The following is an 11,671-nucleotide window of genomic DNA, read 5'->3' on the forward strand; positions in this document are numbered from 1 at the left end:
CCGGTGCGGCGCGAGGGCGCCCGGGAGGGCCGCTGGGTGCTGCTGGACTTCGTGGACATCGTCGTGCACGTCCAGCACGCCGAGGAGCGCGCCTTCTACGCCCTGGAACGGCTCTGGAAGGACTGCCCACGCATCGAGTTCGACCCGATGCCCGGAGGGGAGGGCGGCGCCTCGTGACCCTTCGGCGGATCGTGCTGTGGCGGCACGGCGAGACCGACTACAACGCGTCCGGCCGGATGCAGGGCCAACTCGACTCGTTGCTCACCCAGGTCGGCTGGAACCAGGCCCGGTTTGCGGTGCCGGTGCTCGCCCGGTTCGCGCCGGACCTGGTGGTGGCCTCGGACCTGCGCAGGGCCACCGACACGGCCACGGTGTTCACCACCGCCACCGGCGTTTCGTTGCGTATCGACAAGCGGCTGCGGGAGACCAACCTCGGCATCTGGCAGGGCATGACCGGGGCCGAGATCGACGAGCAGTGGCCGGGCAGCCGGCGCATCTGGCAGACCGACCCGACCTGGTCACCGCCGGGCGGCGAGTCCCGGGTCGAGGTCGCCGCCCGGGCCTCCGAGGTGGTCGCCGACCTCGACACCCAGGACGTGTCGACCGCGGTCCTGTGCGCGCACGGCGGCCTGACCACGGCCCTGACCGGGCACCTGCTCGAACTGCCGGTCACCGCCTGGGCAAAGCTGGGCGGTATCGGCAACTGCCACTGGTCGGTGCTGGAACGGCGGGTCACCAGCGGCTTAGCCTGGCGCCTGATCGAGTACAACGCGGGGATCACTGGCTGATCGATGACGCCGACAGTGTTGATGTTCGGTGACTCGTTGAGTTTCCACGGGCCCGACGGCCCCCATCCGGCCGATGACGAGCGGCTCTGGCCGAACCTGGCGTCGGCCGCGCTCGGCGGCCGCACGGAGCTGGTGGCCGGATTCGGCTGGACCGCCCGGGACGCCTACTGGGCGCTGGTCGGCGACCCTCGGGTGTGGACGCTGCTGCCCAAGGCCGACGTGCTGGTGCTGGCCGTCGGCAGCATGGACACGCTGCCCTCGCCGCTGCCCACCTATCTCCGCCAGGGCCTGCGGTACGTGCGGCCGGACCGGCTGCGCCGGCTGGCCCGGGAGGGCTACCTGGCCGCCCAGCCGTGGCTGGCCCGGGTCACCCGCGGCCGCCCCGCGGCGTTGCCGGCCCGGCTGACCGTGCGCTACCTGGACCAGATCCTGGTCTCGATCCGGGCGCTGCGGCCCGAGCTGCCGGCGGTGGGGGTGCTGCCGCCGGTCCACCGGGCTCACTCGTACGGGTGCGTGCACACCGCCCGGTCGGGTGCCGAGGCGGCGATCCGGGCCTGGGGCGAGCGCGCCGGCGTGCCGTTGCTCGACCTGGCCGCGCTGACCGGTGACCACGTGTTGGGCGGGCACGGCAACCCGGACGGGATGCACTGGGGCTGGGACGCGCACCAGGCGGTGGCCGACGAGCTCGCCGAGGTGATCCGCGCGCTGCTGAAAGCCGAGGACCACCCGTAGGCTCATCGACCGTGCCAGTCGCTGTCGTCACCGACTCCACCGCGCACCTGCCGGAGGGCTTCGCCGAGCGGCACGCGGTCCGCGTGATCCCGCTGCGTGTGCTGGTGGACGGCCGGGCGGTGCTGGACGGCGTCGACATCGGCCCGGGTGAGCTCGCGGCGGCGCTGGCCAGCCGGCGGACCGTGACCACCTCGCGGGCCAACCCGGACGAGTTCATCCCGTTGTACGAGGAGTTGCTGGCTTCGGGAGCGTCCGGGGTGGTCTCGGTGCACCTGTCCAAGGAGCTGTCCGGAACCTGGGAGTCGGCCCGGCTGGCCGCGACCGAGGTGGGCGGCGGCCGGGTGCGGGTCGTGGACTCGCGCACGACCGTGATGGGGCTGGGGTTCGCCGTGCTGCGGGCGGCGGAGGTGGCCTGCGGCGGGGCGGAGGCAGCTGCGGTCGAGGAGGCCGCGGTCGAAGCAGCGGCGGGCAGCCGGACCTTCTTCATGCTCGAGACGCTGGAGTATCTGCGCCGGGGTGGGCGGATCGGCGCCGGTGCCGCGCTGCTGGGCACGGCGCTGGCCGTGAAGCCGGTGTTGCATGTGGACAACGGCCGGATCGTGCCGTTGGAGAAGGTGCGCACCACCGGCCGGGCGCTGGCCCGGTTGGTCGAACTCGCGGTCGCGGCCGCCGGAGACATGCCGGTGCGGCTGGCCGTCCATCACCTGGCCGCGTCCGATCGCGCCGCCGAGCTTGCCAACCGGCTCGACGAACGGGTTCCGGGGTCCTCCGGGTGCGTGGTGTCCGAGGTGGGCGCGGTGATCGGCGCGCACACCGGGCCGGGGATGCTCGGTGTGGTCGTCTGTCCGGACGCGAATCTTCCATAGTCGCACCGGGGTCCGACAGTTTCGTCGCGCGGCGGCGCACGGGACGGCAGTTGTCCACAAGCGACGCTGATCGTCCACAGCGGACGGTTCGCCGGTGCCGTCCTCGTTCGCCCGGGCCTAGCGTCGGCGCCATGTTCACGACCACGCGACGAGCGCAGCGCGAAGCACCGGCCCGGTCCCGGCTCGAGCGGATGTCGCCCGGGACCGGGCCACCGCCGCCGGCCGAGCAGGACTGGATCGACGAGCCGGCGCCGCCCTGGTGGCGTTCCGGTCGGCTGCTGGAGCGATGGCTGCCCGGCGCCGGTCCACCGCGCAGGCGGCTGTCCCTCGGGCTCCTCGCCGGGCTGGCGCTGGTCCTGGTCACCGGGGCGGGCGTGGCGTTGTCCTCGGGCGCCGAACCGGAGGCCCCGCCGAACCTCCCGGTCGCCCGGGCCGCGTCCGAACCGGTGCCGCCCTCGAGCGCCGGGTCCGCTGCCACGTCGATCGTGGTCAGCGTCGTCGGTCGGGTCGAGCGGCCGGGCCTGGTCACCCTCACCGACGGCGCCCGGGTCGCCGACGCGCTGCGCGCCGCCGGAGGCCCGGCCCCGGGCGTGGACATCAGCGGGCTCAACATCGCCCGCCGGCTCACCGACGGCGAGCAGATCTACGTCGGGGTCCCGGCGCCACCGGAGGCGGCTGCGCCCGGCGCCGCGCCGCCGGGCCGGATCGACCTGAACGCGGCGACCACGACCCAGCTGGACACCCTGCCCGGCGTGGGCACGGTGACCGCCCAGCGGATCGTCGACTGGCGCACCAAGCACGGCCGGTTCACCCGGATCGAGCAGCTACGCGAGATCGAGGGGATCGGTCCGGCCCGGTTCGCCCAGCTCAGGGACCTGGTGGTGGTCCAATGAGACTCGGGTGCGAACCGGTGCGGCCCGGCGTCCGGTTCCGCGGCGGGCCGGACTGGTGCCTGGTGCCGGCCGCGGCGGCGGTGTGGCTGGCCACGCTGCTGGGCCTGCTCCTGGGCGCCTGGCTGGCCGTGGCGGTCGGTCTGGCCGCGAGTCTGGCCGGGATGGCGCCGCTGCTGATCCCGCCCGGCCGGCGGGTCGGGATGACTCGCCGGACCTGGCTCGGCCTGGGTGGCGCGCTGCTCGTCTGCGGCCTCGCGGCGGCGGTTCCGGTCGCCGGGCGGCTGCGGGAGGTGGCCACGGATCCGCTGCGTCCGGCCGCCGCGCGCGGCGCCGTCGGCGCGTTTCGGGTCGAGCTCACCGAGCGGCCGCGGCCGGTCACGTCGGCCGGGTTCGGCGGCCGGCAGGGCGGGGTGCGATCGGTTCTCGTGGCGGCGACGGTGCGCCACGCGGTGGTGGCCGGCCAACCGGTGGCCAGTACCGGCGAGGTGCTGCTGATCGCTCCGGTGGACGGTTGGGCTCGGCTGCTGCCCGGTCAGCGAGTGGATCTGGAGGCGGAGCTGGCGCCGGCCCGGCCCGGCGGGACGACCGTGGCCGTGCTGCGGGTCCGCGGCCCGCCCGGCGCGGTGAGTGCGGCGGCCGGGTGGCAGCGCGCCGCGCAGGTGTTGCGGTCCGGGCTGCGAACGGCGGCCGGGGTCCTCGATCCGGAGCCCGCCGCGCTGGTGGGTGCCCTGGTGGTGGGCGACACCGACGCGCTGCCCGAGCCGGTGGTCGAGCAGTTCCGGTCGGCGGGCATGGCGCATCTGCTCGCCGTGAGCGGGGCCAACCTGGCCATTGTCTGCGTCGCGGTGCTGCTGCTGATGCGGGCGCTGCGGTTCGGCCCGCGCGGCTCCGCGACCGGCGCCGGGCTCGCGTTGCTCGGGTTCATCGTGCTGGCTGGTCCGGAGCCCAGCGTGCTGCGGGCGGGCGTGATGGGCGCGGTCGGTCTGCTGGCGCTGGCCACCGGCCGGGAGCGGGTGGCGCTGCCGGCCCTGGCCACCGCGGTGATCGTGCTGGTGCTGGCCGACCCCGGCATGGCGGTCAACATCGGGTTCGCACTCTCGGTGGTGGCGACCGGCGGGCTCGTGCTGCTCGCACCCCGGTGGGCCGACGGGCTGGCCGCGCGTGGCCTGCCCCGAGGTGTCGCCGAGGCGCTCGCGGTCCCCGCGGCGGCGCATCTGGTGACGGCGCCGCTGGTGGCCGGGATGGCCGGTCAGGTCAGCCTGGTCGCGGTGCTGGCCAACCTGCTGGCCGCGCCGGTCGTCGCACCGGCGACGGTGCTCGGGGTGCTGGCCGCGGTGCTCGCTCCGGTCGCGCCGTGGCCGGCTGAGCTGCTGGTCCGGCTGGCCGGGCCGGAGGTGAGCTGGCTGCTCATGCTCGCCCGGCATGCCGCCGGCCTGCCTGGTGCCACCGTGGACTGGCCGGCCGGCTGGTGGGGTGGGCTGGCGCTGCTGGCGGTCATCCTGGCCGTGGCCGGTGCGATCCGGTACCGGCGCGTTCGGCCGGCGCTCCTCGCCGGCCTGGTCGCGGTGCTCGCCGTGATCGTTCCGGTGCGGGTGCTCGCACCGGGCTGGCCGCCGGCGGGCTGGGCGATGGTGGCCTGCGACGTGGGTCAGGGCGATGCCCTGGTGCTGTCCACCGGGGACGCCGGGCGGGCGGTGGTGGTGGACGCCGGGCCGGAGCCCGGACCGGTCACGGACTGCCTCGACAGGTTGGGAGTGGACAGTGTGCCGCTGTTGATCCTGAGCCATCTGCACGCCGACCACGTCGGCGGCATGCCGGGCGTGCTCGCCGGCCGGCCGGTGGGGGGCGTGGCGGTCGGGCGGGCCCGGGCGCCGGACTGGGCCTGGGACGAGGTGGTCGACGACGCCGGTCGGGCTGGGGTACCGGTCGTCCAGCTCGACGTCGGGCAGCGGCTGACCTGGCCGGGCCTGGCCATCGAGGTGCTCGGGCCGCCGACGGCCGAGGCGGTGCCCCGACTCGACGCCGACGGAACGGAGATCAACAATGCCTCCCTGATCCTGCGCGCGGACACGCCGGCCGGGCGGGTGCTGCTGACCGGCGACATCGAGTTGGCCGCTCAGGCCGACCTGCTCGCCGCCCGCGTGGACCTGCGCGCCGACGTGCTCAAGGTTCCGCACCACGGCTCCCGGTTCGCGGCACCGGAGTTCCTGGACGCGGTCGGCGCCCGAATCGCCGTGGTGAGCGTGGGCGCCGGCAACCGCTACGGGCATCCGAGCGAGCGAACCCTGAGCTACCTCACCGAAAACGGCACCCAGGTGCTGCGCACCGACACCGCGGGCGACAGTGCCGTCGTCCCCGCCGCGGACGGCCCACGGGCGGTCCCGCGCGGCCGGGCGCGGGCGCCGCCGTCGCGAAACTCAGCCGGCCAGGGCCTGGCGCACGGCGTCGGCGGAGGGCGCGACGGTCGCCTTGGGACCGATGTGGTCCTGGACCGCGTCCAGCGTCTTGAGGCCGTCGCCGGTGATCAGCAGGACCGTCTCGGCGTCCGGGTCGAGCTGGCCGGTCTCGATCAGCTTCTTGGCCGTGGCGACGGTGACGCCACCGGCGGTCTCGGCGAAGATGCCCTCGGTCCGGGCCAGCAACCGGATCCCGGCCACGACCTCCTCGTCCGAGACGTCCTCCACCGCGCCGCCGGTGCGCCGGACCGCGTCGAGCACGTAGGGGCCGTCGGCGGGGGCGCCGATCGCCAGCGACCGGGCGATGGTGCTCGGTTTGACCGGGGCGACGACGTCGAGGCCGGCCTTGAAGGCCGCGGACACCGGTGAGCATCCGGTGGCCTGGGCGCCGAACACCCGGTAGGGGGTCGGCTCGACCAGGCCGAGCTCGCCGAGCTCCCGGAAACCCTTGTCCACCTTGGTCAGCTGCGCGCCGGAGGCGATCGGCACGACCACCTGGTCGGGCAGCCGCCAGCCGAGCTGCTCCGCGACCTCGTAGCCGAGCGTCTTGGAACCCTCGGCGTAGTACGGGCGGACGTTGACGTTGACGAACGCCCAGTCCTCGTGGTCGGCGGCGAGCTCGGTGGCCAGCCGGTTGACGTCGTCGTAGTTGCCGTCGACGGCGATCAGGTCGCCGTCGTACACGGCGGTGGTCAGCACCTTGGCGCGTTCCAGAGAGGAGGGGATCAACACCACCGACCGCCACCCGGCCCGGGCCGCCGCGGCGGCGACCGCGTTGGCCAGGTTTCCGGTCGACGGGCAGGCCAGCACCGAGAAGCCGAGCTGCCGGGCCGCGGCCAGCGCGACGGCGACCACCCGGTCCTTGAACGAGTGGGTCGGGTTGCCGGTGTCGTCCTTCACCCACAGCGATCGGACTCCGAGGGCGGCGGCCAGCCGGTCGGCCTTCACCAGCCGGGTGAGGCCGGGCTCGGTGTTCGGGTGACTGTCCACATCGGACGGAACGGGCAGCAGTTGCCGGTACCGCCAGATGGATCGGGGACCCGCCTCGATGTCCGACCGGGTGATCGCCGGGAACTCGTAGGCGACCTCGAGCGGGCCGAAACACTCGGCGCAGGCGAACTCGGCGACGAGCGGGATGCGGTGGCCGCATTCGCGGCAGGACAGGCCACGGGCCGGGCCAAGGTCGAAGCTGGTGGTCGTGTGGTTGGGCACACCGACAGAAGTCATCGCGAGGTCACTCCTCATCTGTCCCGCGGTACGGGTCGGAATTGGCACCGTGGTCGTTGCCGTCCTGCGCGATGAGGTGTGGCTGACGCCGGTTGCCGGGGCTTCTTTGGGCCGTTCCCTCTGCCCCTCTGGATGAGCGGTATTCGGTTGTGTCACCCGCGCGAAGCGGGTCTGCTGAACACCGTACGGCACCGGACCCGGGCTGGGCCAACCCGCTGCGCACGATTCAAGAGGGTTGTCAGGGCGCACCGGCGGTGTTCTGGCACAGTTGCGGCCGTGAAGGGACGTCGTCGGTGAATGCCCCCGTCGTGACTCCGCCGCCGCTACAGCTCGTGCTCGGCGAGGAGGAGCTACTGGTCGAACGGGCCGTCCGGGCTGCCTTCGAGACCACCCGGTTGGCTGACCCGGCGGCCGAGCTGACCAGGGCGCGGGTGGCCGACCTCACACCGCCGGAGCTGGCCGAGCTGGTCAGCCCGTCGCTGTTCGCGGAGGGTCGGGTGATCGTGCTCGACGGCGCGCACGAGGCCGGGGCGGAGATCGCCGCCGCGATCATCTCCTACGCCAAGGCGCCCGCCGAGGGCATCGTGCTCGTCGTGGTGCACACCGGGGCGGGGCGCAAGCCCGGCAAGGACATGATGGCGGCGCTGCGCTCGGCCGGGGCGACGGTCACCGAGTGCGCGAAGATCACCAAGCCGGCCGAGCGCGAGGCGTTCGTGCGCAACGAGATTCGCCGGGCGGGTGGCCGCAGCGACGGGGAGGCCGTGGTCGCGCTGATCGACGCGGTCGGCTCGGATCTGCGCGAGCTGTCCTCGGCCGCGGCCCAGTTGGTCGCCGACACCGGCGGCACCGTGACCGAGGAAGCGGTGCGCCGCTACCACCGCGGCCGTGCGGACGTGACCGGCTTCGCCGTCGCGGAGCGGGCGATCACCGGCGACGTGGCCGGCGCGCTCGAGGCGCTGCGCTGGGCGATGCAGCTCGGCGTCCCCCACGTGCTGGTCGCCGACGCCCTGGCCGACGCGGTCCGGACCGTGGCGAAGGTCGCCGGGCACGGTCGTGCCGACCCCTACCGGCTGTCCTCCGAGCTGGGCATGCCCACCTGGAAGGTGCGCAAGGCGCTGGCCCAGTCGCGGGGCTGGCACCCGGCCGGTCTGGTCGACGCGATGCAGGTGGTCGCCGAGGTCAACGCCGACGTCAAGGGCGTGGCAGCCGATCCCGACTACGCGCTCGAACGTGCCGTGCTGCGGCTCGCCGCCGCACATCGCGTGCAGGAGCGGTAAAAGCGCGAGCCCCGGCCGGGTCGGGGACCTGACCGGGGCTCGGCGGAGTGGCTCAGAGCTGGTTCGCGCGCTTGGCCATCGCGGACTTCTTGTTCGCGGCCTGGTTGGCGTGGATGACGCCCTTGCCGGCCGCCTTGTCCAGCTTCTTGCTGGCGTCGCGGAGCAGCACGATGGCCTTGTCCTTGTCGCCGGCGTCAGCGGCCTCGCGGAACTTGCGGATCGCGGTCTTCACCGAGGACTTGACGGACTTGTTGCGCAGCCGACGGCGCTCGTTCGTCTTGATCCGCTTGATCTGAGACTTGATATTGGCCATGCGGTGACTCCTCAGTGTCGATCACGGGGTGTTCGTGCCGCATCTGTGCTGGCCCCGCTGGTCCGAAAGGACCGGTGCGGGCTTCCTCCCTGGCGGAATGCCGCACGGCACGACGACACAGAATAACAACGGATGAGCGTCACTCCGACGCGGGCCCGGAGAACTCCGCCGGCCGCTTGCCCCGGATCGCCGCGATGCCCTCGGTCACGTCCGGTCCGCCGAACCCGAGGAACTCCAGGCCCAGCGAGGCGTCGAAGATCGGACCGGCCGAACGCAGCCAGTTGTTGAGCGCGTACTTGGTCCACCGGATCGCGCTCTGCGACCCGGCGGCCAGCCGGTTGGCCACCTTGCGGGCGGTCTCGTGCAGCGCGTCCGGCTCGACGCACAGCGACACCAGCCCGATCCGCTCGGCCTCCTCGCCGGACAGCGGTTCGCAGGTGAGCAGGTGGTACTTGGCCTTGGCCATCCCGCACAGCAGCGGCCACACGATGGCGGCATGGTCGCCGGCCGCCACGCCGAGCCGGGTGTGCCCGTCCATGATCCGCGCGGTGCGCGCGGCGATCGACACGTCGGCCAGCAGTCCGACGACCAGCCCGGCGCCCACGGCCGGCCCCTCGATCGCCGAGACCACCGGCTTCGCGCAGTTGATCACGTTGTAGACCAGGTCGCGGGCCTCGCGCAGCACCCGGATCCGCACCGCGAAGTCCTCGGCCATGTCGGCCACCAGGTCGAGATCGCCGCCGGCGGAGAACACCCCGCCCTCGCCGCGGATGATCGCCACCCGCACGTCCGGGTCGCCGTCGATGGCGGTCCACACCCCGGCAAGGTCGCGGTGTCCTTCATGGCCGACCGCGTTGAGCCGGCCGGGCGCGGACATGGTCACCTCGAGCACCCCGGAGCCGAGGTCGGCGAACCGCAGGCTCGGGTACAGGCTGGCGTAGTCGTGCATCCGACCATCCTGGCAGCCCGGGGTAGCTTGGCCGGCGTATGTCGCGGAAAGGGGGGACCGCATGCATCCCGCCGCCATCGTGCTCGTGGTGGCCGCCGCGCTGGCGCACGCCGGCTGGAACCTGTGTGCCAAGCGGGTTCCGCACGGCGGCACCGCGTTCGTCTGGCTGTACGGCTCGGTCAGTGCGGCCGTGTGCGTGCCGCTGGTCCTCGTCACCGTCCTCGTTCTCGACCAGACGCCCAGCCCGGTGTGGGCGTTGGCCATGGGTGTCAGCGGTCTGCTGCACCTGGTCTACTTCGTGTTGCTGCAACGGGGATACGCCGTCGGCGACCTGTCGGTGGTCTACCCGCTGGCGCGCGGGTCGGGGCCGCTGCTCGCGGTGCTGGCCGCCGTGCTGCTGTTCGGCGAGCGGCCCGGGGTGCTCGCGCTGGCCGGCGCCGGCATCGTGGTGGCCGGCATCCTGGTGATCGGCGGGCTCGGTTCCGGCGCGGCCGCCCGGTCGGCCGGTGCGCTCTACGGGCTCGCCACCGGAACGCTGATCGCCGGCTACACGCTGTGGGACGCGCACGCGGTGACCGCACTGGCGGTTCCGCCGCAGGTCCTGCTGGCCGGCTCGGCGCTGTGCGAGTTCGCGTTGCTCAGCCCGGTGGCGGTGGCCAGGCGCGGCGAGGTCGCGGGGTTGTGGCGGGCGCACTGGCGGCTGGTGCTCGCGATCGCCGTGCTCTCGCCGCTGGCCTACCTGTTGGTGCTGTTCGCGTTGCGGCTGGCGCCGGTGAGCATGGTGGCGCCGGCCCGGGAGTTGAGCATCGTGTTCGGCAGCCTGGCGGCGTGGCGACTGCTCGGCGAGCCGCACCCGGGCCGCCGGCTGGCCGGTGCGGTGGTGGTACTCGCGGGTGTGGCCGCCATCGCGGTGTAGCAGGGTGGAGGCCATGGAGGTGCTGAGCAGCCGGATTCTGCTGCGGCCCCGGGATCCGGACCGGTCCGTGGCGTTCTACCGGGATGTCCTGGGTCTGGCCGTGTACCGGGAGTTTCCGGGTGGCACGGTGTTCTTCGCCGGGGCCGGGTTCCTCGAGGTGTCCGGCCGGGGAGAGACCGGGCCGGGGCCGGATGTCGTGCTGTGGCTGCAGGTCCGGGACCTGGCCGGCACGGCGGACGAGCTCGCCCGGCGGAACGTGCCGGTGGTGCGCGAGCCTCGGGTGGAGCCGTGGGGCCTGCGCGAGATGTGGATCGCCGACCCGGACGGGCTGCGCATCGTGCTGGTGGAGATCCCGGACGATCATCCGCTGCGGAAGGATCAGCGGGACTGATCGTCCATCCGGTCCAGATGCCGTTCCAGGGCGTCGAGCCGGTCCGACCACAGCCGGCGATAGGGCGCGAGCCAGGCGTCGATCTCGGCAAGGGGCTCGGGACGCAGCTCGTACCAGCGCCGCTGCGCGTCCCGCCGCACCGTGACCAGGCCGGCGTCGCGGAGCACCTTGAGGTGCTTGGAGGTGCCGGGCTGGGTCAGGCCCAGCGTGGCCACGAGGTCGCCGACCGACCGCGGTTCGTCGCGCAGCAGATCGAGAATCCGCCGCCGGGTCGGCTCGGCGAGCACGGCGAAGGTCGTCGTCACCACCTAAATATAACTAGATCGGCATATGTGTGCGCCGGCCGCTAGCGGGGCCGTGCGTAGGCCTGCATCCCCGGGGTCGGGAACGACGGATAGGGCAGCGGACCGGCCGGCGGCGACTCCCGCCCGGAGCCGCCGAGGATGTTGCTGGTCAGCGCGTTGCGCTCGGCCAGCAGGTCGTCCAGCGCGGTGCGCAGCGTCGGCTCGTCGAGCTGGACCGGTGCCTCGTCGCCACGGTCCAGCGCCACCAGCACCGCCCGGCGGGCCAGCTCCCGGATGAACGAGGCGGTCGCCCCCTCGGTCGCCGCCACCAGCGGACCCGGATCGGGCAGGTCCAGCCGCACGTCCCGGGTGTAGAGCCGGAGCAGCCGCTCCCGCCCGTCCGCGTCCGGCCGGGGCACCTCGACCGCGAGGTCGATCCGTCCGGGCCGGTCAGTGAGCGCGTGTTCGAGGGTCTCCACCCGGTTGGTGGTCAGCATGAACGTCACGTCCGCGTCCGCCCCGACCCCCTCCATCTGGTTCAGCAGCTCGAACAGCAGCGGGCTGCCGTCGGTGAACGAC

13 protein-coding genes, 1 pseudogene and 1 riboswitch are annotated in these 11,671 nt (G+C 73.7%); of the genes and pseudogenes, 9 read left to right on the plus strand and 5 right to left on the minus strand.

What is annotated here, in order from left to right; all coding sequences use genetic code 11:
- From VFO68_RS32940 to VFO68_RS32965, 6 genes and pseudogenes are all read left to right on the plus strand, one after another.
- Window positions 1-177: RsfS/YbeB/iojap family protein (locus tag VFO68_RS32940; protein WP_325162355.1), on the plus strand; the 177-nt coding region annotated here is incomplete at its 5' end.
- The gene (locus VFO68_RS32945) at window positions 174-788 is read left to right on the plus strand and encodes a histidine phosphatase family protein (protein WP_325162343.1); all 615 of its coding nucleotides are present in this window, start codon (window positions 174-176) and stop codon (window positions 786-788) included. The genes VFO68_RS32940 and VFO68_RS32945, both read left to right, overlap by 4 nt.
- 3 nt (window positions 789-791) lie before the next feature.
- A complete protein-coding gene (octT, locus tag VFO68_RS32950) occupies window positions 792-1,520 on the plus strand; it encodes a diglucosylglycerate octanoyltransferase (RefSeq protein ID WP_325162344.1) in 729 nt (242 codons plus the stop codon).
- Between the two features lie 11 nt (window positions 1,521-1,531).
- Entirely contained in the window at window positions 1,532-2,386 is an 855-nt protein-coding gene (locus tag VFO68_RS32955) for a DegV family protein (protein ID WP_325162345.1), read from the plus strand.
- Window positions 2,387-2,517: 131 nt separating this feature from the next.
- Window positions 2,518-3,279, plus strand: coding sequence for a ComEA family DNA-binding protein (locus VFO68_RS32960; protein WP_325162346.1), 762 nt, complete (start codon window positions 2,518-2,520; stop codon window positions 3,277-3,279).
- 200 nt (window positions 3,280-3,479) lie between these two features.
- Window positions 3,480-5,408, plus strand: a pseudogene (locus VFO68_RS32965) (ComEC/Rec2 family competence protein); the annotation flags it as partial.
- Window positions 5,409-5,696: 288 nt separating this feature from the next.
- Here the strand turns inward: VFO68_RS32965 and thrC are convergent.
- The gene (gene thrC / locus VFO68_RS32970; RefSeq protein WP_325162347.1) at window positions 5,697-6,962 is read right to left on the minus strand and encodes a threonine synthase; all 1,266 of its coding nucleotides are present in this window, start codon (window positions 6,960-6,962) and stop codon (window positions 5,697-5,699) included.
- An 11-nt stretch (window positions 6,963-6,973) separates the two neighbouring features.
- Window positions 6,974-7,101, minus strand: a riboswitch (SAM riboswitch).
- Between the two features lie 154 nt (window positions 7,102-7,255).
- Here thrC and holA point away from each other — a divergent pair.
- Window positions 7,256-8,239 (plus strand): DNA polymerase III subunit delta, encoded by a 984-nt coding sequence (holA, locus tag VFO68_RS32975; protein ID WP_325162348.1) that lies wholly within the window; start codon window positions 7,256-7,258, stop codon window positions 8,237-8,239.
- A 52-nt stretch (window positions 8,240-8,291) separates the two neighbouring features.
- Here the strand turns inward: holA and rpsT are convergent, their stop codons facing one another.
- A complete protein-coding gene (rpsT, locus tag VFO68_RS32980; RefSeq protein ID WP_325162349.1) occupies window positions 8,292-8,552 on the minus strand; it encodes a 30S ribosomal protein S20 in 261 nt (86 codons plus the stop codon).
- Window positions 8,553-8,691: 139 nt separating this feature from the next.
- Window positions 8,692-9,501, minus strand: a complete 810-nt coding sequence (locus VFO68_RS32985) for an enoyl-CoA hydratase/isomerase family protein (RefSeq protein ID WP_325162350.1) — start codon at window positions 9,499-9,501, stop codon at window positions 8,692-8,694.
- Window positions 9,502-9,562: 61 nt separating this feature from the next.
- Here VFO68_RS32985 and VFO68_RS32990 point away from each other — a divergent pair, with 61 nt between their 5' ends.
- Together VFO68_RS32990 and VFO68_RS32995 are read left to right on the plus strand one after the other, a co-directional pair.
- Entirely contained in the window at window positions 9,563-10,417 is an 855-nt protein-coding gene (locus VFO68_RS32990; RefSeq protein ID WP_325162351.1) for an EamA family transporter, read from the plus strand.
- 13 nt (window positions 10,418-10,430) lie between these two features.
- Window positions 10,431-10,808 carry a VOC family protein gene (locus VFO68_RS32995; protein ID WP_325162352.1) on the plus strand — a complete coding sequence of 126 codons (378 nt, stop codon included), beginning with the start codon at window positions 10,431-10,433 and terminating at the stop codon, window positions 10,806-10,808.
- Here VFO68_RS32995 and VFO68_RS33000 read toward each other — a convergent pair.
- Window positions 10,796-11,113, minus strand: coding sequence for a metalloregulator ArsR/SmtB family transcription factor (locus tag VFO68_RS33000; RefSeq protein ID WP_325162353.1), 318 nt, complete (start codon window positions 11,111-11,113; stop codon window positions 10,796-10,798). The genes VFO68_RS32995 and VFO68_RS33000 overlap by 13 nt on opposite strands.
- A gap of 41 nt (window positions 11,114-11,154) precedes the next feature.
- On the minus strand, window positions 11,155-11,671 hold a 517-nt coding region (locus tag VFO68_RS33005; protein ID WP_325162354.1), incomplete at its 5' end, for an AAA family ATPase.

The sequence above is a fragment of the Actinophytocola sp. genome (genome assembly GCF_035712165.1).
Taxonomy (GTDB): Bacteria; Actinomycetota; Actinomycetes; order Mycobacteriales; family Pseudonocardiaceae; genus DASYTH01.